Origin of the sequence: Arthrobacter sp. SLBN-83 (genome assembly GCF_006715285.1) — a bacterium.
Taxonomy (GTDB): domain Bacteria; phylum Actinomycetota; class Actinomycetes; order Actinomycetales; family Micrococcaceae; genus Arthrobacter.
On record NZ_VFMX01000001.1, the window covers coordinates 2930226 to 2949880 of the forward strand.

Genomic DNA, 19655 nt, shown 5'->3' on the forward strand with positions numbered 1-19655 from the left:
TACAGGCAGGCGATTCCGAACAGGAGCGCCAGCAGGGCGAGAGCGAGGATCAAGAGGTTGCGGCGGCGGGCGGCCCGCTGGGAACGCTCCAGTTCTCGCTCCTGCTGCCCAAGTCGTCTGTTGAACTCTGCGTCGTTACTCATCGTCGTCCTCCGGCCAGGCCTCGGGGTCAGGCTTTATGTCATGCGCCACGAGCTGCTCCCGCCATTTGTCGCCGGCCCGGGTCCGCTGCTTCAGTTGCCGGGTCACCCGGGCAAGCTGCAGCTTCAGTTCTTCGATGCGGTCCTTCAGGGTTTGAATCACAGCGGCCTCCCTGCTTTCACGCTTTTTGTCGGCCCGGTCGATGAGTTTCCACGCGCCGGCACCGATGATGCCGAGGAAGCCGCCGAGCGGGACGAGCCATTGGAGATCCACACGTTCATCCCTCCTTGACCGGCGGCCGCGCTACCACCCGGTCACCTCCCAGTCGCAGCGCCAAATACCCTTGCTGTAACCGACGCCGGAACCGTTGGCGAGATTCACATAAAGGGCAATCGTGTTGAGGTCTACGATTTCCGCGCTCCAGCCCCGGCCGGTGGTGTTCACATCCCCGTTGTTGACGTTTGCGCTGATGACCCCATTGGGGAACGGCTTCAACCAGATCGTGCCGTAGCCGTTCACTTCCTGCGGGATGACCGTGGTGCCCTTTTGGACAAGGAACTGGGTGTCCGCCGGCGGCACCCCACCAACTCGTCCGCCGGAAAAGCCGTACAGGGAGACCTTCCCGGCCTCGCCCAGCTTCACCCACACTGGGGTGTCGTTGTCGCCCACCCGGCGGACCCAGTCGATGCCGCTGATGCTCAGCCGGGTTCCCACCTGGTTCAGGAAGGACCGGACCAGGTCGTGGGCGGCCACCAGGCCTCCGCCGTCTCCGGACCAGGTCCGGAGGTCAATGATGGAGGTCGGCTGAGTCTGCCCTGCCGTGACCTGCACCAGGGCGAGGGGCTGGTCATGGATGCCCGGGCCGGAGAGCCGGCCGCCGGGGATGACCTGCGTGGATCCGCCGTTGATCTTGATGAACTCGGACTTGCCCTTCGTCGGGGTCGGGTCCCGCCGGCAGGCGATGAGGTCCCAGCGGGATCCGGAAGTGATCGGGTCCAACTGGATCGTGTCGTTGGACACCGTCTTATCGATCACGCCGAGCCCGAAGCCCCGGCCGGCAGCGATGGACACCGTCCGGTCAGCGCCGGAAACAGGCGACACCTTCCAGTCCGTGGGGCTGCGGACCGCGTAAGATGCGGTGCCAATGCCAGGGAACATCTCCTGCCACACCAGCTCCCCAAGGCCCTCACCGGGCGCGGTGTCGTACCCGTAGGAAATGAATTCAACGGCCATTAGCGTGTCTCCTGGTTTCGTATGCGCCGGAACATGGCGGCGAACCTGTTCGCCATAGCCCGCTCGGGTTGGTTTGTGATTTCTCCGGCTGACGGTTCAATGTCTGCGTGGTGGGCTGACTTCCACCGGAGGGTGCATTCGCGGATGACCTCGGTCATGGTCACGCCGCCTGTTACTTCGATGGGCACGGAGTCTCCGACGTGGAAGCCGCCGGGCCCGTACTGGAAGATCCCGGACCCGGCGAGATCGATAGAGACCCCGTTCTTGGGTCCCTGCTCCCGGAGTGTTTCCTGGCCGCGGGCGTCCATGACTGCGTCGGTGTCATCGTCGCGGGCATCCCGGAAAGCTTCTGCACGCATCTCGTACTGGGATTCCCGCAGCGGGTCGGTGAGCATCCGGAACTTCCGGGCAGTGCCCTCACCCTGGCCGCCGATGACTACCCGGGAGGCGGCCGGCCGGGTCCGGGTCATCCCCACCCGTTTCAGGGTCCGGCCCTTGACCGAAAGCTTCGTGGTGAGCTGCTCCGGCTCCCTGACATCCAGCACGAGCGAGCCGTCCACCTGACGGACGGTGACCCCGATCCCTGCGTCCGTGACGGCGGGGAAGAGCTGCTCAGCGAGGGGGTGGAACCGGAACGGCACCCCGCCCGGCACCGTGGCCCCACGGTTGAGGTTCGGCGCCACGGTCAGGCCGGGGATGGCCAACCGATTGACGCCGTTCTCGGTGACAGCGGCCTTGACGATGCTCTCCGCGTTCCCGGTGTAGGTCCGGTACTCGGACGAGTCCTGAGAAATTATGCCGGCCGTGGGGACGGGCCAGCCGAGGATCTCCTTGAGGACCCGGACATCGTCCTCCACGGTCACCGTGTAGGTGTCGTCCTTACCGCCACTGGACTCCAGCGAGTCGGAGACGATCGGTCCGGAGATTAGGTGCTCGCCCCGGAAGAGGACCCGGAGGCGGGCGCCGTCCGCCATGAGGTTCGGGACGCGCTTGTGGCCGAGGGGGAGGGACATGGTCAGGGTGGAGACCTGGTCCCACCGGATGACCGCTTCCAGGGAGGAGGGGTTGCCGATGTTGCACTCGAACTGCCGGTCTTTGTTGTAGACGCTGATCCGGAACAGCGGCACCCCGAAGGCAGCGCCAGAATTGATTCCCGTCACCATGGCCTCCGATACAGGGATGGGAGCAGGCACTCCACGACGCCCGTGCCCACCAGGGTCAGGGACAGGGGAACTTGCTTCCCGGCCGGGATCGGGGCGAAGTCGTTCTCCCCGAGGTCACGGGTCTTATCCACTGGGTTGATGAGGTCCTCCCCGAAGATCCGCTCCGAGGGCTTCTTGTTCATCCCGCCTACGGTGATGTCGTAGAGGGTGGCGCCGAGGTTCTCCGGGTCGGACTCGATCACGAGACACTGCCCGTAGGGGACGGTGAACGGCACGGTCACAACCACACCGTTCACACCCACGGAGGCGGAGGTGGTCTCCCCATCGATGTACCAGCGGGCGCACGATTCGACGTCCCCCAGGTTGTCTATCGTGGCGTTCTCCACCGAGTAGGAAGAGGCGATGTTGACCAGCGCTGGGCCGTTCGGTTCGAAGAACGGCTGGGGCGGTGGGGGCGCCTTGAAGGACTGCACCTCCGGTTCCCCCACCCAATAGGGCTGCTCCGCCACCAGGTTGATCGAATACTCATCCCAGCCGAGCTTCAGCGGGTTTTTCTTTCGCAGGTGGTCCGAGTCGTCCCGGAACCGCAGCCGGAGGGACCGCTTGGCCCCGTCCGGGTGCGTCACCTCCCAAATGCCGGTGTCCTCCGGGTCCATGCCCTCCCAGAAGGCCCGGTCCCGCAGCATCCACGCAACCGAGCCGTCCGGGCAGTAGATCCGGATAGGCCACGTCACTTCACGGTCCAGCACCGAGACACCCTCATGCCTTGACCCCGGCAGCGCGGGGGAGGTGGAGGCGTGCCGCTCCGTGGTGATCGTCCCCAAGCCCCTGACGTTGGGCCGGAGGTAGATCCCCGTGGAGCGGTCGGTCAGTGGCCAGGTAACCCCTTTGGCGGTCCATGTCATCGGCATCCCGGACCACGCCGGCGCCGGGTCTACCGGCGGGATGTGGGGGGCTCCGAACACAATGTTGGCCACAGTGGCTCCTTTGGTTATCCGACAGGGGTGAGGGCGTTGAACAGGTCCATGGCCCGCGCCTTGTCACGGCGCATCACGGTCTGCGGGTCCTCACCGATGTACTGGTATGTGGGCGAGTACTGGATCCCGCCGCCGGTGCCGTTCAGGGCCGCGGCCTTGAACATCTGCAGTTCCTCGTAGGTGAGGACCGCGTCCGGCTTGGACTTGTTGTGCTGGACGATCTGTGGGCCGCCGGTGTTCTCCAGCCACCCGCCGCCGTCGTACAGCGTTGGGGCTAGGACGTTCCCGGTGTCATCCTTGTGGCCGCCGAAGGCACCGGTGATGAAGTTCGAGACGTCCGTCAGGACCTTCTTACCGATGCCGCCCACGATGTCGAGGAAGACCCCCGAGCCCGGGAATGCTTCCTTGAACTTGCCCAGCAGCCCATCGATGATTCCCGTGATCGGGTTCCACGGTGTGCCGCCTGCGGGGATGTCGCCGCCGCCGCTGAGGTACGGTGCCGGGTTCATGTAGTTCGGCCAGCCACCGTTCAGCACCATGTAGTGCAGGTGCGGGCCGGTGGAGTTACCGGTGGAACCGACTTCACCGATCCGGGTGCCTGTGTTGACCATCTGCCCGGCCTTCACGGCGAAGGAGGACAGGTGGGCGTACCAGGTTTGCAGCCCGTTGGGGTGATCGATGTGGATCTCATTGCCACCGCCACCGGTGGACCAGCCGGCCATGGACACCCGGCCGCCGCCGGCAGCCCTTACGGGTGTGCCGGTGGGGGCTGCGAAGTCCATGCCGTTGTGGGTGCTGCTGAAGGGCTGGGAGACAACCGAACTCGGAAGCGGGTTGATGAGCCCGCCCAAGGCCCGGCCAGGGTGGAACCCTTGGGCCATGAGTGCCTTGACGGCTCCCACACCTCGGTTGCCTGCAGCGTTCAGCGTGTCGATGAACCCGCGGCCGGCACCCTTCACTACCTCTGGTACGAGCACGCCTTCCCCGGGTCGCATCGGAGTGAGGACGGTATCTCGCTTTTGCGGCTCGTAGCCGGGAAGAACACCACCCCGGGAGAACCCTTCCGGGAGCTTCACGCGGTCCAGCTTCGGCACACCGGGAAGGACCCCGGCCACCGTGTTGAACGCGCCGATCAGGCCGTCATTGATGACCGTATCGACTACGAACCGCACCGGCGCCTTAGCGATGTCCTGAAGCTTCTCCCAGGCCGTCTTCACGAACCCAACGCCGTCCTCGAAGGCTTTCGGGATGGTCTTCGTGATGAAGTCCGAGAGGGTGTCGAAGACAGGCTTGATGACGTTTTCCCAGACCCACTTGATGGCCCCGCCAATTCCATCGAAGGCTGGCTTGATGATCTTCTCGTAGAGCCAGGAAAAGGCCGGTCCGAGGATGTTCTCGAACATGTACACCCAGGTGTCGATGGTCTTCTTGATGACCTCTTCCCACACCCACTTGATTACGCCACCAATGCCGTCAAAGGCAGGTTTGATGACCTTCTCGTAGAGCCAAGTGAATGCGGGGCCTAGGATGTTCTCAAACATGTAGACCCAGGTGTCGATCGTCGGTTTAAGAACCTCGGTCCACAGCCACGTTATGACTGAGCCGATGCCGTCAAACACGGGCTTGAACACGTTCTGGTACAGCCAGTTGCAGGCGTCGGCCACGGCGTTGAAGGCGCCCTGCAGGGCCGGCACCGCTGTGTTAGTAAACCAGTCCGCGACGGCACCCACGGCAACCTGGATCCCGGCCCACACGTTCTGCACGATCTGCTGGCCCAGCTCTGTCTGGGTGAAGAACCAGACCAGAGCGCCCACAACCAGCGAGACGAGGCCGATGACCTTCGCCATCGGGTTCGCGTTCATCGCCGCGTTCAGGAGCCACTGGGCGGCGGCCACAGCCTTCGCCCCAGCAGACCATGCCGTCATAGCGATGCGCTGGACGTTCCCGGCGGCCGTGAGGGCAGCAGAGGCGGCAGCGGTCGCCGTGAAGGCACCGATCAGGAGACCCAAGACCACCGGGCTCCCAGCCACAGCCGACAGCAGCGGGTCAAGGAAGGACAGTACGTTGGCGATGCTGCCCGCGAAGAACGTGAACACCTGCACCAAGCTCGGACCCACCTGAGCCGCAATCGGGCCCAGGGCCTCCAGCAGCTTGCCGAAGGCACCAGTCAGACCGGGCAGGAGCGGCGCTATTGCCGCCACACCCTGCTGCAGACCGGACATGAAGGAGATGAGCCCGTTACCGAAGTCGGGGTTCGAGAGGGCCGTGAAGACCCCACCGATGAACGTCCCAGCGATCTCGCCACCAAGCTTCAGGAACTCAGCCAGGGCGGGCGCCCCGGCGGAGAACGCTGCCCCGATGGGACCGAGCGCGGCCAGGAGGCCCTGCGCGCCCTGCGCTGCCCCGGAGAAGATGGTGGACAGGGTCCGCTGGAACTCTTCGCCCTGCATAGCAGCGGAGACGTTCCGGAGGCCCTCCGCGAGACCGGCGAGGGTGGACACCGCGCCGCCTGCTTCGGCTGCCTTGTTGATGGACTGGAAGATCCCCACCACGGACCCCGCGATGGACCACAGGTCCTGCAGCGCCTGGATACCGGCGTCGATCCAGCCCTTCAGCCGCCCATCCGCGGCGGCTGCCTGGATGAAGTCGTTGAACTGGGTAGCGACGTCGGCCACCCACTGGGCGAGGAGCGGCATGTACTGCATGCCGACGACACCAAGGGTGGTGAAGGCCTGCACAATCGGGGTGATCGCCGTGTTCAGGATCTCCGTGGACTTGGCCACCCCGAGGAGGAGGGATTCGAGGACCCCGCCCCCGAGCGCACCCTCAAGGGCGCGCATGAAGATCTGCGCCCCGGACCCCATAGCCGACGCGATAGCCGCAACACCAGTGGCCAGCTGCGGCATAACCGTGTGGGCCAGCGACAGCAGGGGTGCGGAGAAGCCGGAGAAGAAGTTCTCCTGCGCGATCTTCCGGATACCGTCCAACTGGTCCTTGACCACCAGCAGGGACCGCACAGCCTGCTGCGCGGAGGGGGTGAGGTTATCCATCGCCTGAGCGGACTTAGCCCCAGCCTGGGCGGCAGTGTCTGCCTGCTGCATCTGGACCCGTTCAAGGTTCCGGTGCGCCTGCTCCACAGCGCGGGCGGAGTCCACCTGCGCCTTCTCAGCCGCCTTCGTAGCGTCCGCCACGGCCTGCTGCGCGTCAGCGATCCGCTGGGCCCCGTCACGTTCCTGCTTCAGGACGTTCTCTTGGGCGTCCTTGCGGTTCTGGATCGCGTCCGCCTGCGCCTGCCGGGCATCGGTGAGCTTCTGCTCAGCGTCGAGAACCTTCTCGTTCGCCGCTGTCTGTTCCTTCTGAGCCTTGTCCTGCTCATCCCGGAGGTCCAGCACCGAACGCTTGGCGTTCTCGTCAGCGAGGCCAGCCTTCGCCATGTTGTTCTCGAGACGGGCAAGCTGGTCATCGCTGGCCTTCGGATCCGCGAGGGCCTTGTTGTAGGCGTCCGTGGCGTCCTTGTAGGCCAGTGCCGTGTCTACCGCCTTGAGGTTCGCGGCCTCAAGTTCCCGCCCTACGCTGCTGACCTTCTTGGCTGCGTCTTCCCGGGCCTTGGTCAGGTCTTTCTGCGCTTCGATGACGTCCCGGGCAGCTTTCGCTTCGTCCCGTTCGGCCATCTCCACGGCCTTCGCCGCGGCCTTCTGGTCCTCGGCAACCGAGATGGTGACTTCCTGCAGGGCGCGTTTGGCGTCCGATACCCTGCGGGCCGCGTTCTCCTGCGCCTCGGCCGCGTTCTCTTCCGCGATGGTGATCGCCATCATGGCGTCCTCCACAGCCATGGCGGCGATGCGGGGGTTGGTGGTGGAGATCGCGTTTGCGGCCTCGGTCGCGGTCTTCAGGGCCTCGCCCACGCCGGAGAACGCGGCCAGGAGGGTACCTGCGCCGGCGCCGATGGACATGAGCCCGGCCGGGACCAGTGCTGCGACACCGGCGAGGGAGGACAGGGATGCTGCGAAGGTGACCGCATTCCCCGCTGCGGCCACGATGGAGGCCCCGGCAGCGCCCGCGGCGGGGGTGATGGCCGACAGGCCACCCACCACACCCACGAATGCCTGGGTGAAGGCACGGCCGCCGCGGGTGCCTTCCTTGGAGATGTTCTCGGACATCTTGTGGAAGTCGAGGCTGATTCGGTTGGTGTTCCGGGAGGTCAGGTTGGCGAGGCGCTCTTGGGCTGCCTCGAGGTCGCGGGTGGAGCGTGCGGTGGCGTCCTGCGCGTCCTGGGCCCGCCGGTGGGCAGCTGCCAGGCGTTCCTGGGCCTTCGCTACCGTTTCGGTACCGTCAGCGCCCTTCTGCCGGGCCTTGGTGAGGGCCTCCTCAGCGGCACGGACCTTCGCGGAGGCGTCCTCTTCGCGGCGCTTGGACTTGGCCACGTTAGCGGACGCGTTCTCCACTGCGGTCTCGTACTTCTTGACCTGCGCCTGCATCTTGTCCGTGGAGCGCTGCCCCTCGGAGGCCGTGTCCTGCATGCCCTTCCGGACCCGCCCCAGGGAGAGCAGAGCCGGTTTCTCGTTCAGGCTGATGATGCCGGACAGTTCACCAAGAGACAGCGCCACCGGGGCCTCCAATGTTTAGTTATTTGCCGTCCCCCGGAGGGTTCAGCACCAAGCCCAGACGGGTTTGAGGGATGGACCGGCGCGGGTTATGCGGATCCAAGACAGGGGTTTTGTTCAGCAGCCCACTGATGCGGGTTGCGAACCAAGACCACGGCCTCTCTCCCAGCACGCCGGAGGAGAGGTCGATGGTGTAGGTGTCTTGGAAGTCCTGCTCAATCAGGCGCCAGTGGGTGAGGATTTGCTGCCAGGTGTGGCCTTTGCCCGCTTCGGGGTACTCGTACCACTCGCTGAGGCCCGTTTCGGGGTTGTAGTGGCCGCGGCCGTAGATGTCCGGGTCGCCGTTCGGCGCTGTGCCCTGTTGGGCTCCGGAGCCTTTCCGGCCGCTAAAAAATACTGCTGGGCTGCTTCGAAGGACTGCGTGGTCCAGATCGTCACCAGTGAGGTGAGTTGCCGCAGGCCCGCGTAGGAGACGCCGTCTGCGAGGAGTTCGTCGTAGGTGTCCCCGAGGACGCTGCGGAAGAAGTCGGTTTCCTCGTCGTCGGAGACGAGTTCGATGTCCTTCTCCGTGAAGGACTCACCTGCCTGGGCTTTGAAGCCGAGCGTCATCATGTGCTGGATCCGCAGGCCGGTCTTCGCGGACACCGCCTTGATGCGGTATTCCTTGCCGCCGGCGGGCACCACGAGGGTGGGGGAGAGGAAGTCGTTGAGTTCTTTGAGTTCGGTCAAGGTGGTCTCCAAGGGTCTAGGTTCCAAGGGGATGGGTGTTTGGGGGCCCGCGCCTGCCCGCCCTTGGAAACAGGCAGGCGCGGGGGTCTAGGGGGTGTTACGGGGCGGGGGTGTAGTCCGCCAGCTCGCCGCGGCCGGAGAGGGTGAACTCGGCCTTGGTGAGGTCCGTGCGGGAACCGCCGCCTTCGGTGAAGGAAGCGTCAGCGATACCGGTGTAACCGGTGGTGGCGCCCTTCTTGATGGCCCGGAAGTGCACGTAGCCGTCCTCCGCGACGGACTTGCCGGCGAGACGCAGGATCTCCTGGCCGGGGTCCACAGCGAGGCCGGCGCGGGGTACCTTGACGGTGCCGGACATCTCGTAGCTGAGGCCGGTACCGGTTTGGGAGCCCCAGGCGCCGGAATCGAAGTCCGAGTCGTCCTCAAGGTTCTTGGACGGGGCGGGCGGGGTGAAGTCCGTGATGCCGTACACGCGGGTGAACGTGGTGGGCGTCGTGCCGTCCGTGTAGGCGGCGACTTCGAGGGTCCAGTCCGAGACGATGCCCGGGGTAATCGTGGTGGCCATGCTGGCTCTCCTTGATGGTTAGTCGTCCCGGTTGGGGCCGGTCCTTGTGAGGGTGATGTAGTAGTTGGCCGTGTGTTCGAGCCGGTTGTTGCCGTCCGGTCCGAGCGCAGCCCCTGACTTGTGTTCGATCAGGACTATGGGGATCCCGTCGAGGGTGATCCCGTTGACGCCGTGGAGGGCGTCGAAGGCGCGGTCCACGATGTCTTTGTCCGAGATCCGGTCATTGGCTTTGCCGCGGATGCGGAGTTGCAGGCCGATGACCGTGTCCGTTCCTAGGGAGTCGGAGACGGGGTAGAGCGTCATGGCGATGCCCTTGTCCGGGGTGGCCGGCAGCACGTCGATGGTGATGGCGGTGTCTGTGGACAGGTACGTGCCGGAGGTCATCCAGCGGCCTACCTGGGCGGTGCCGAGGTATTGGCCGATGGCGGTGAGGAGCCGGATCCGGAACCCGGTGGAGCCGTAAACAACGGTCACAGGTCCCCCTTGATGGTTTGGGCGATGATTTCCCGGACGGCTGGGACTTCGCTGTTGAGGGCGTTCTCCAGGTACTTCGCGGACCGGCCGGCGTCGTGCCGCAGGGTGAGGTCTTCGTGCTGCTTTACCGCGTAGGGGGTGTCGTAGCTGACCGCGGCCCGGAGCCGTGACTTGTCCGTGGACGTCGTCCCGGAACGCTCCAGGGTGGCCTCCTCGATGGGGACCGTCTTATTCGACTCACCGAGGACGTGCTCCGCGGCGAGGGCCAGCCCACGGTTCGCCGCCCGCTTGAGCGACTCGTCGACCTGGCCGTTGAGGTGCAGGTTCCAGTCCTTGCTCATGCCAGGTTCACCGTGATGTGGTCCGGCAGACCCAAGGGCCCGGAGTCGGCCACTGTGACGCTGATGACGTCCAGGGTCTTCCCCCGGTAGGTGACCTGGGAGCCGGAAGCGAAGAGGTCCGGGCCTACGGTGTCCGTGGTGAACCTCGTGGAGGACACCACCTCGTTGCCGTCCGCGGCCCGGACCAGGGTGTTGCCCTCCGCCACCAGCCCCTTGACCTGGACGGGATCAGAGTAAGAGTCGCCCCACGCGCCCGCGCCCGTGAGCGTGGTTACTGTGACCTCGTGGACCCAGAACTCTTCGAACTCGCTCACAGCAGCTGCACCATCCCGCCGAGGAGGCCAGCGTCAGCGAGAAGGTAGTAAGCGTCCGGGGCCAGGCCCTCCACTGCTTCCACCTTCGCCGCCGTCGCGCCCTGCTCATACGTGATCGTGGCGCCCCCAATGGACTTCGACGTCGCCGCGGGCGTCACCCCAGCCCTGCCCAGTGCCGGGTCCACCTGATGGTCCGCCCAGAACTTGACCTGCGCGCACACGGCCTCACGGAACGCTTGCCGCAGAGCCGTATCAGTCGGGTACCCGTCCGCGTCCGTGGCGTACCGGGCGGACCGGGTCTCCGTCCGAATCCTGGACGAAGCTGAGCGGAGGAGGGCCGCCGCGTTCTCCGGCGGCGCGGCTGGGGACATCCATGCGGATAGTTCAGCCTCGGTGGCGTAGAGCTTCACAGCGGCCCTCCCTTGTTATTCGGCGGTGACGTTGTTGACGGCCTCGCGGATCTCGTCCCGGCTGAGGTCCTCCAGGGACTCCTCAGCGATGCCGATGGACAGGGCGTAGGCGTGCCAGTCGGCCTTGGATGCGTTCCCGGCCGGGGCGGCAGGGGTGGCGGTTGGGTCGGTGACGTGAGTGCTCTCCGCCTTGTCCTGCTTGGCGGTGTCGTCCACGTGCACGTCGCCGGGCTTGACCGGGCGAACACCCTCGGATGCGTGGATTTCCGGGGCGATGACCTCGGGGCCGTGGGGGTTGGCTTTGCCCGCGTTCGTGGGGGCGAGGAAGTCACCTTCCTGCGGGTCCACGGCAGCGTCTCGCAGCGCGGTTCCGAGCTGCTCAGTGCCAGAGACGTCGCGGGGATCCAGGACCTCCGGAACATCGGGCGCGGTCGCTGCCCCGTCGATGCCGTAGCCGGCGCCCTGCAGGTACAGGCGAACACCGGCGGGCAGGTCGTCGGTTTCAGCCACGCCTTCCTTGAAGGCCAACGTGGTGGACCCGTACACCGAGGTGCCGGTGTACGTCTTATCTGGGCTCGTGATTTTCATGCTGCCCTCCTAGGGCTGTAGTCCAGCGCCGGGCTACATAAGCAGCCCGGCGCCGGTCGTACTGGTCAGAGGTTAGGCAACCTTGATGTTGCGGAAGACGCCCGCGGCCTTGGTCTTCTTCAGGACCACAGCGGCGGGACCGAGCTCGGCCTCACCGGTCTTCACAGCGCCGGCGGTGGAGAAGTCCGGCATCCACGAGCGGACCAGGGAGCCCGTGGTGGAGACGGCGTGGAAGCCGTCCAGGCCGAAGCGGACGGCGTACAAGTCACCGAGGCCGGTGATGTTGCCGCCGGCGCCGCCTGCGTCTGCATCGCGGGTCTGGGTGGCCAGGACGTCCGTGTTGGAGCCGTCCTTGGTGCCCGGGTCGATCAGCGGGATGCCGTTGTAGGAGTCCACCCGGCGGCCGAAGGCGTCCGTGGTCTTCTCGTACTGGTCAGCCCACATGGCCAGGCGCTTGAACATCGACAGGACCTTCTTGGGTCCGTAGATGGCGTCCGGTTCGGAGTCCAGCAGGGACAGCCAGGCGTCGATCTGCTCGATTTCCGCGATGGCTTCGGCCTTGGTGTCCACGGCGGTCCAGTCGCGGTAGCCGGTGGTGGTGCCGTTGGCCAGGGGCAGGTACTCCGTGGTGGATCCGGTCAGGATCTTGGAGAGGCCGTCGAAGCCGTTGGCGTCCACCGCGGTGTCACCGTTGAAGACAGCGTCGTTGAACTTGGCCGAGGTGCCCTTGAGGAGTTCGCGCATCTGGAACGCGGTCTCACGGGCCTGTCCGATGCCGTCCAGGACGCGGTCGATCTGGAAGGAGCCGCCGAGGGGCTTCAGGTCCACGCTGGCGCGGACCTTGGTAGCTTCCTGCGGTGCGTACTCGGAGTTGATCGCACGGAACGCGGCGCCACGCTGGGTGAGCTGCCGGGTGTACGAGTAGGTCAGGGTCGCGCCGCCGCCGGCGGGGGACACCACGTCATCGAACGTGATGCGGTTGAGGATGTCGTTGGACTTCTGAAACTCATCGATGATCTGGACATCGACGTCGTCCGTTACGTTGAGCTTCGCCTGGGCGAGGGTTACGGGCATTGCATGCTCCTAAGGGGTTAGCGGGCCATCTTTTTGGCGATGGCGTCTTCGAGGGTGGAGGGTTTCGCAGGCTTTTCCCCGGTCCCGCCGGTGAAGTCGCCGCCGCTCGTGCCGGCCGCCCGGGCCGCCTTGAGCTTGGGGTTGTCTTTGACCGCGTCCTTGATCGCCTTCTCGATGTCGGCGGTCTTGGTGGGGTCGATGTCTCCGAGCTTCGCCAGGAAGCTGCGGGAGTCTAGGAGGGCGTCAGCGTCGGCGCCCAGCGTGTTTGCGGCCTTGTAGACGGCCAGTTCGGTCTTGGCCTGCCGTGCTTCGGCTTGCTGCTCGGTCAGGGAGCGGGTGAGGGCGTCAGCGTCGGGCTTCTCGCCGTCCTTGGCCTCGGGGTTGAGGGCCTTCTGGATGGCGTCCAGGGTCTTTTTTGCCACCCGTTCGTCGCCGTCTGCCTTGCGGAGCTCGTTGATGAGCTTCTGCGCCCCGGCGGGGAGGGACTCCACCTTGCCGTCCCACTCGGCTGGCTTGGTCTCCTCAGCGGGCTTCTGCTCCTGCTGCTGAGCTTCGGTGCCCTGCTGCTGGGTCTGCTGTTCCTGCTCGGTTGCTGCTTCGCTCATGGTGCCCTCCAAGTGGCATAGAAAAAGGGAGCCACCGTCTAGTGACTCCCTTTCGTGGGTAATTGGGTTATCGAACCTTCAACGAGGTCCTGTAACTGAGATCCTTACGGCCGTTCTCGTCCCGCCAGGACTTGAACTCCGCCTGCTTGCTCCGGAGCTTGGCCCGGGTCTGCGCGGCTTGCTGGCCGCCGAACTCGTCAGCGATGGCCACTTGCCTCTTCAGTTCCCGGATCCGTCGCTCATAGGCCCGTTGCTGCTGCCGCAGCTTGTCACCCTCGGGGTCCGCGGTGTCCGTGCCGGGGCCTTTGGTGATGCCGGGAAGGTAGATGTTGTGGGAGTGCCGGCAGTTCGGGTGGTAGAGCCCGCGGGCCTTCGCCTCAGCGAGGGAAGCCATCACGGTCCGGCCGTCCCGCAGCTTCCCGCTGGTCTGCCCGGTCAGGGAGAGGACCTTCCCCTCGAACGGGCGGCAGACCGCGCATTCCTCGGGGGCGTTGGACACGATGACGGTGTCCACGCCGAGTTCCCGGAGCCGGTCAGTGCTGCCTTGGAGCATGGCTTGTGAGGTGGAGGTTCGTGCCGCCATCTCAGCGTAGGATGCCATGTTCCAGTTCCGCCCGGCCGTGTCCCGGAACCCTGTGATACCGGTCTTGCCCAGCCGTTCCAGGATGATCGCGGAGGCTTCCCGGCGGGTTACGACACCCAGTGCGGCTTGGGCGACGGCCTGCCGGACGGTCTGGGCGTAGATGTCGTTCACTGCCCGAGAGATGTGGAACCGCATCGGCGTGAGCAACCCTAGGGTGTCGCGGACGAGGGCGGCGAGGGCGCCGGTGGGCTGCACTTCCCCGAAGGCCCCGTGGATGAGGCCCGCGCTGGTGAGTTCAGCGCCGGCGGTCGCCACACCACGGTTGTAGGCCATCCCCACCGCCTCTTCGACGGCTCCGGGGAGTCCGAGTTGGAGGCTGGCGATGATCCTGTCTGTCTGGGCGCGGAGGGCTTGGATGTTGCGGAGCTTCCGCTCAGCCCAGTCGGGCCCGTCTTTGCCGTCTGACAGTGCCTTAGCGATCTTCTGGAGGAGGAGGGTTTCAGCTTCTGCGAACTGCTCCCTCAGCCCCTTCGCCAGGGACGTGGCATCATCCGGGCGGATCGCCATGGCCGCATCCTATCCTGTCGGGGTCAAGGAGGGGTCAAGCCCCTGCCCGTCCTCCCCGAACGTGGTCGGGTCGGTGAGGGGTTCGAGAGCGAAGTCCGCACGGATGCGGGCCACTTCCTCATCCACCTCGGGCTGATCCCAGGACGGGTTCCGGCGCTTCACCCGCTCCTCAATGGAAGCGGACTGGCTGGAGTAGTCCAGCTGGTTCTGACGGGCCACGGCCTCCGCGTCGTCCGCGATGCCGTCCGCGAAGTCCACCCGCACCGGGCACGGGGTGACACCGGCCGGGAAGATCTGCGCGTCCACGGCGAGGGCCTTGGTGAGGATCCGCTCCATGGCCGGCTTGAGACCGAGGATCTTCCGTTTCCTGGTCGTGTACGAGGTCTGGGCCTTGGCCGCGACCTCGGTGGCCGTTACAGCCGCGCCGGAGGAGTCCTGCATCCCGAACGTGGCCGGGGAGTAGCCGGCGGCGGTGAGGATGATGCGGCGGAAGTGGTCGATGGCGGTGAGGAAGTCGTCCGTGCGGATCTCGAACTGGACCTTCTCGATGGCCATCTTCGAGTCACCCATGGACGACGGCGCCGCCTTCACCGGGGTGAAGATCGACTGATCCAGATCGAACCCTGCACCCTTGCCGGCGCCGAGGTCCTGCAGCATGGACTCACCCACGATGAGGCGGCCCTTGCCGAGACGGATGTCCCGCAGCCAGGAAGAGTACAGCTCGTCCAGGGCGTCGAGTTTCTGCTCAATCCCCTCGAGGTCACTACGGCCGAGGTGTGCGCCCACGGGATCATTCCTCCACAGGGCGGAGGGAGTGATGTTGGGGGCGTATTCGACGGCGAGGCCGGGGGTGAGGGTGGAGAGGGTGTCCCCGTTGATGAGGAGCTCAGCGTTGGCCGGTTCTGCGAGCCAGGCTGTGGAGTCGTGGGCGTCGAAGGGGACGCGGTGACCGAGGTTGTCCGGGGTTCCCTCGTAGAGGCCGTGGGAGACCATGCCGACACCGGTGTTGTCTTTCCAGTGGTGTTCGAGGTGCCGGGTGATCTGCTGGCCTTCGGTCTTCACGGTCCGCCAGAAGGTGACAGTGTGGAGGCGGCCCCAGTGGAACGTCGGCCATGCCATGTCCGCATCCACCTTGGAGATGAAGACGTGCTCAGCGGTGGCTTTGTCCCACGTGACCCGGAGAAACACCCCGCCGAGGGCGGCACTGATCTCTGCGCCGGAGACGATGGTCTGTTCGAACTCGGGCCCGGTGATGAGGTCCAGCCGCTCCTGCGCCTTACTGACCTTTTCCTCAGCGTCGTCCTCGGCAGCGTCGATGACTGCCGTGGCCGGCTCGGAGAAGAGGAGGTTCGCACTGGTGCGGCAGATCTCTTGGGCGAGGCTGATGTGGATGTTCGCCATGTCCGGGGACTCGGTGGCCTTGGCTCCGACGAACCATGTCCGGATCCGCTGCAGCAGGCCCGGCCGGGAGGCGGACTGGGCGTAGATGCTGGAGAGGGTGGCGGTCTCGTTGGAGTACCAGGCGCCGTAGGTTCGGAGGACGGGGAGGACGTTGGCGAGTTCCTTGGGTGGCCACGCTATGCCGTTGGCGGGCAGTGCCAATGTGGCCTCCTGGGGTTATGCGGCGAGGTCTACGAGGCCGCGCCAGTTCGTTTCAGTGGTCGCCACGACGTACCGGGCGGGGTCAATAGAGTCATCAGCGGTCTTGATGGGCTTGTCCTCACCACGCAGCGAGGCCGCGGGATCCCATGAGTACCCGGGCATTTCGCTGATGAGGCCTTGGCAGCGGTCGGAGACCTTGAGTTTGCCGTTGGCCATGAGCGAGGACATCGTCCGGATCCCGTAGAGGACTTCGTTGTTGGCGGCGATGACGTTGCGGACACCCTGCGTGCCGAACTCCACATGGAGCGAGGCGGCGGCGGGGTCGATGATGACCCATTCCGGTTGCAGGGTGGACGGGTGCGGGATGTGATCGACGGGCAACCACTCTTTGATCGCAGTGGTGATCGTGGCGTCGTTGAGGCGCATGGACCTGTCCGCGGCTTCATACCGCCACTCGTCCACGAAATAGAGGACACCGTCGATGCCGAGGCCCAGGATGATCGCTGAGGTCGCGTGGGTGGTGCCGTAGTCGATGCCGCAACCGAAGTAGCGCTGCATCGGGGGCAGGTCCTTCCAAGCCACAACATGTTCTTGCTCGTCCCAGAAGTCGAACACGGCGCCCTCAGCGGCCACCCAAAGGCCTTCAATGAAGCGCTTGTAGAAGAGGCCAGTGAACTCGAGCTTCTTCTCCTCGATGTACTCGGAGGAGAGGGAGGGGTTGTCTTCCATGGTGAACCGCCACCGCGTCCAGTGCGACAACGAACCTTTGCTGGCGCCGATACGGTCCAGGAACTTCTTCTTGAACCAGTGCGCGGGCCCGTCCGGGTTCGTGGTCCCGAAGAGTTGGGCGCCGGCGACGGACATGCGGCCGAGGAGCTGGGTGAAGAACTCTTCCGGGATGGTCGTGATCTCATCAACCATCGCGCCGGCGACGGTGAGGCCACGGAGGACCTTCTCGGACTTCGCGTCGGAGGCTCCGAGGACGTGGACGAGGCGGCCGAAGATCTTCACGGTGGGGGCGCCGTAGTTACCTATGACGTCGTCCGCGAGGGCGCCGAAGAGGGTGGTGTCCTGCAGGGGGCCGATCATGTTCCGCCACACCGAGTCGCGGGTCCGGCCAACCATGACCAATGCACCGGTTTTTGGGGCGTTGGCGAGGAACATCATCCACCGGACCAAGGCGATGATGGTTTTCCCGGACCGGATGGAACCTTCGAGGATGTTGACCTTACGGTTGCTGCCCCTGAGGAAGTTCAGTTGTTTCGGGCTCACCGCTTGGAGCATTGGTGACCCCCAATTGTTCTGCGAGGCGGCTGAGCATGGACTGGGCTTCGGAGCGTTCGGGGACGGCGTCTACCTTCTCGAGGAGCATGGCCTTGTCCAGGTACACGGCGACGGACGTGGCGAGGTTGCGTTCCTCACCGGCGGGGACGAAGTCCAGATCCCGGGGTGATTGCTGTCCTGGCCCGGTTGGGACGAGCGCGGAGAACGTTGGTGCTTCGAGGCGGTTGAGGATGAACTCTGCGCGGTCGTACATGCGGCCGACGAGTTTGGCGCGTCGGGCTTTGTTGTCCTGCGTTTTCGCTTCTGTGGCGGCTTTGATGCGGTCGGAGCGGGCGAAGGACAGGCCGGCTTCTTTGACTACCTTGGAGACCCAGGCGGTGGAGTACCCGGTTTCGCGGACGATGTCGTTGCGGCCTTTGTCTTGGGCGTGGAGGGCGAGGACGATGTCCCGGTCTGCTTGTGTGCGTTTGGGGTTGGGCACAAGAGGTTGGTCACCGCCTCGGGGTTGTGGGTTGGTGGACGGGTACTGGCTGAACCGCTGGTCTTTGGTGGCGTGGTCGGTGCGCGTTCCCCGTCAGTGGGGCTGGCAGGTGTCGAACCTGCGGCGAGTACTGGGGGATCCTCGCCAAACCACTTTCAGCCCCGCGGCCTGCCGGCTCATGTTCCGGCGGGCATCATTCAGTTATGCCTTCCGCCTCAGCCCGCAAGCTTTTCGGTGGGGAAGATTAGGTGGCCAGGATTTCAGCCACATGGTTTCGGTAGTCGCCGCCGATATGCATGGGGGCTTCCCAGCCACACATGCAGCTGCGTACGTCACCCTCGAAGTCACCGGTCGGGATGTGGCCCTGCAGTGCAGTGAGGATTTCCGCTTGTGTCATGGCCGTCTCTGTTCGTTGCGAAGTTTGGGTGGTGGCGGGCCCGTGCGGGTCGTCACTCAAGGCTGGATGGGCCGAGCTCGCCGCTTGGAGAATCTGTGCAGCAGACACCCGCCACCACGTCTATGCCTACCCGCCAATGGGGGTAGAAACCAAAACGGCTTTGGAGACACTACTCCGAAGCCATGACCCATGCTACGGGACATTAGGCACTGATACAAGGCGACACGCGCACTCTCAGACGGCAATGAGGGTACGAGAAAGCCACTGGACCTCGTCGCCGTGCCACTCCGCACCGCACGCAGAACAAGCAGCGTCCCACTTGGATGGATGCACCATGTCCTCGTTCTCGTCCCAGCAGTTCAGGGTGAGCGCGGGCGTGCGCCTCTCCCCGTGGTACTTGACCCCGCAGGCCGGGCATGGGCTGTGCAGCTTGCGGCGCGGCTTTGTTGGATTGAGGAGGCCGAGGATCTCATCTATCCAGCTTGTGGCGAGGTCGTAGAGGTAGAGGTCCCAGTCCTCGGGGAGTTCTGTGAATGGTGGGCTGATGAGGTCCCAGAGGAGGTTCTCTAGCTTCCCGACGTAGACGAACCCGCGGAGGTGTAGCCATTCCTTCCGGGCCCTGGTTTCGATCTTGCAGAAGAGGTCGATGGCGGTTGCATCGATGGGGATTGGCTTCCCGCTATCGCTGCTCCCCGCCTTCCCACCATCATTCCCTGGCTTGGCCGCATCCCGCAGTCTGGTCAGCAGGGGCGGGTGGAGTTCCCCGCCGGTGCGGTGGGTGGAGATGAGTTGGTGGACGTGGACAGCGAATCGGCCCAAAGTAGATTCCCCCTAGATGAGTCGGGTGTTGAGTCTGGTTCGTGGTTGGCGGCGCTGGGTGAGACGCTGGACCAGCGCGGGGCGGTATTGGTGGGCTGCAGGGGTTTGGATGAGGCGGTTCACTTCCTGCCAGTACCTGGTTGGGGTGAGGCCGAAGCATTGCCGGGCTTGGTCTTCGAGGGAGCCAGCGTATTTGAAGGTTTCGCCGGCGAGGTCGATCATGTTCTTCTGGATGTCTGTGAGCACCAGTGGAGCTTATGGGGCGGGTGAGACATTTTCGGTTGTTTCTTCAACATCAGTCGTTTCCTGCTCGGCCTGCCTGGCGCGGATCTCCCGCTCAATATGCTCCTGCAAGCTACACATCAGCGACCTCCTGTTCCCAGTAGACGATGATGTTGTCGTCGTCGTGGGTGACGTGCAGGGCGTCTGAGTAGCTGGTGTCTACGTGCGCTGCTTGGGCATCCCGCTTGGCCCAGAGGATGGCGTCCTCCACGTCGCCGTACGCTGCTGGCTGTGGGACTGCGTACTCGTGGCGTTTGGTGACCCGTGTCCGGGGAGTTACTACGCTCATGCTGTTGCTTTCTGGTCGTCGGTGCAGGTCGCGGTGGCGAGGGCTTTGAGTTTGCCGAAGTCGATGCGGCCGGCGCCCCATTGGAGTTCGAGTTCGAACGCGAGCTTCTGTAACGCTTCTTCCGCTTCACACATCG

23 protein-coding genes are annotated in these 19655 nt (G+C 65.1%); all 23 read right to left on the reverse strand.

Features of this window, described 5'->3' with window-relative positions:
• Positions 1–135 precede the first annotated feature (135 nt).
• The gene (locus FBY30_RS13620; RefSeq protein WP_142133332.1) at positions 136–414 is read right to left on the reverse strand and encodes a hypothetical protein; all 279 of its coding nucleotides are present in this window, start codon (positions 412–414) and stop codon (positions 136–138) included.
• A gap of 30 nt (positions 415–444) precedes the next feature.
• Complete coding sequence (locus FBY30_RS13625; RefSeq protein WP_142133333.1) at positions 445–1374, reverse strand: hypothetical protein; 930 nt, start codon at positions 1372–1374, stop codon at positions 445–447.
• The gene (locus tag FBY30_RS13630) at positions 1374–2534 is read right to left on the reverse strand and encodes a Gp37-like protein (protein ID WP_160141474.1); all 1161 of its coding nucleotides are present in this window, start codon (positions 2532–2534) and stop codon (positions 1374–1376) included. The genes FBY30_RS13625 and FBY30_RS13630 overlap by 1 nt, the downstream gene beginning before the upstream one ends.
• Positions 2531–3514 (reverse strand): hypothetical protein, encoded by a 984-nt coding sequence (locus FBY30_RS13635; RefSeq protein WP_142133335.1) that lies wholly within the window; start codon positions 3512–3514, stop codon positions 2531–2533. The genes FBY30_RS13630 and FBY30_RS13635 overlap by 4 nt, the downstream gene beginning before the upstream one ends.
• A gap of 14 nt (positions 3515–3528) precedes the next feature.
• On the reverse strand, positions 3529–8121 hold the full coding sequence (locus tag FBY30_RS21010; protein ID WP_142133336.1) for a peptidoglycan DD-metalloendopeptidase family protein: 4593 nt from the start codon (positions 8119–8121) through the stop codon (positions 3529–3531).
• Positions 8122–8337: 216 nt separating this feature from the next.
• On the reverse strand, positions 8338–8847 hold the full coding sequence (locus FBY30_RS13645) for a DUF7426 family protein (RefSeq protein ID WP_142133337.1): 510 nt from the start codon (positions 8845–8847) through the stop codon (positions 8338–8340).
• A gap of 97 nt (positions 8848–8944) precedes the next feature.
• A complete protein-coding gene (locus FBY30_RS13650) occupies positions 8945–9409 on the reverse strand; it encodes a phage tail tube protein (RefSeq protein WP_142133338.1) in 465 nt (154 codons plus the stop codon).
• Between the two features lie 18 nt (positions 9410–9427).
• Positions 9428–9883, reverse strand: a complete 456-nt coding sequence (locus FBY30_RS13655) for a minor capsid protein (protein WP_142133339.1) — start codon at positions 9881–9883, stop codon at positions 9428–9430.
• Positions 9880–10224, reverse strand: coding sequence for a hypothetical protein (locus FBY30_RS13660; protein WP_142133340.1), 345 nt, complete (start codon positions 10222–10224; stop codon positions 9880–9882). Before FBY30_RS13660 ends, FBY30_RS13655 begins: the two co-directional genes overlap by 4 nt.
• Positions 10221–10538: a hypothetical protein gene (locus tag FBY30_RS13665; RefSeq protein WP_142133341.1), complete on the reverse strand. Its 318-nt coding sequence runs from the start codon at positions 10536–10538 to the stop codon at positions 10221–10223. Before FBY30_RS13665 ends, FBY30_RS13660 begins: the two co-directional genes overlap by 4 nt.
• The gene (locus FBY30_RS13670; protein WP_142133342.1) at positions 10535–10948 is read right to left on the reverse strand and encodes a hypothetical protein; all 414 of its coding nucleotides are present in this window, start codon (positions 10946–10948) and stop codon (positions 10535–10537) included. Before FBY30_RS13670 ends, FBY30_RS13665 begins: the two co-directional genes overlap by 4 nt.
• Positions 10949–10963: 15 nt before the next feature.
• Entirely contained in the window at positions 10964–11536 is a 573-nt protein-coding gene (locus FBY30_RS13675) for a hypothetical protein (RefSeq protein ID WP_142133343.1), read from the reverse strand.
• Positions 11537–11608: 72 nt separating this feature from the next.
• Positions 11609–12610, reverse strand: a complete 1002-nt coding sequence (locus FBY30_RS13680) for a major capsid protein (protein WP_142133344.1) — start codon at positions 12608–12610, stop codon at positions 11609–11611.
• Positions 12611–12627: 17 nt separating this feature from the next.
• Positions 12628–13215, reverse strand: coding sequence for a hypothetical protein (locus FBY30_RS13685; RefSeq protein WP_142133345.1), 588 nt, complete (start codon positions 13213–13215; stop codon positions 12628–12630).
• A 67-nt stretch (positions 13216–13282) separates the two neighbouring features.
• Positions 13283–14365: a phage minor capsid protein gene (locus tag FBY30_RS13690; protein WP_142133346.1), complete on the reverse strand. Its 1083-nt coding sequence runs from the start codon at positions 14363–14365 to the stop codon at positions 13283–13285.
• A gap of 9 nt (positions 14366–14374) precedes the next feature.
• Positions 14375–15967 carry a phage portal protein gene (locus tag FBY30_RS13695; RefSeq protein ID WP_142133347.1) on the reverse strand — a complete coding sequence of 531 codons (1593 nt, stop codon included), beginning with the start codon at positions 15965–15967 and terminating at the stop codon, positions 14375–14377.
• Positions 15968–15982: 15 nt separating this feature from the next.
• Positions 15983–17239: a PBSX family phage terminase large subunit gene (locus tag FBY30_RS13700; RefSeq protein ID WP_235009447.1), complete on the reverse strand. Its 1257-nt coding sequence runs from the start codon at positions 17237–17239 to the stop codon at positions 15983–15985.
• The gene (locus FBY30_RS13705; RefSeq protein ID WP_142133349.1) at positions 17196–17732 is read right to left on the reverse strand and encodes a helix-turn-helix domain-containing protein; all 537 of its coding nucleotides are present in this window, start codon (positions 17730–17732) and stop codon (positions 17196–17198) included. The genes FBY30_RS13700 and FBY30_RS13705 overlap by 44 nt, the downstream gene beginning before the upstream one ends.
• Positions 17733–17976: 244 nt before the next feature.
• Positions 17977–18129 carry a hypothetical protein gene (locus FBY30_RS20675; RefSeq protein ID WP_160141475.1) on the reverse strand — a complete coding sequence of 51 codons (153 nt, stop codon included), beginning with the start codon at positions 18127–18129 and terminating at the stop codon, positions 17977–17979.
• A 234-nt stretch (positions 18130–18363) separates the two neighbouring features.
• The gene (locus tag FBY30_RS13710; RefSeq protein WP_142133350.1) at positions 18364–18948 is read right to left on the reverse strand and encodes a hypothetical protein; all 585 of its coding nucleotides are present in this window, start codon (positions 18946–18948) and stop codon (positions 18364–18366) included.
• Positions 18949–18960: 12 nt separating this feature from the next.
• Positions 18961–19194, reverse strand: coding sequence for a DUF3263 domain-containing protein (locus FBY30_RS13715; protein ID WP_142133351.1), 234 nt, complete (start codon positions 19192–19194; stop codon positions 18961–18963).
• Positions 19195–19303: 109 nt separating this feature from the next.
• Entirely contained in the window at positions 19304–19519 is a 216-nt protein-coding gene (locus tag FBY30_RS13720; protein WP_142133352.1) for a hypothetical protein, read from the reverse strand.
• Complete coding sequence (locus FBY30_RS20680; protein ID WP_160141476.1) at positions 19516–19653, reverse strand: hypothetical protein; 138 nt, start codon at positions 19651–19653, stop codon at positions 19516–19518. Before FBY30_RS20680 ends, FBY30_RS13720 begins: the two co-directional genes overlap by 4 nt.
• Positions 19654–19655: the final 2 nt, after the last annotated feature.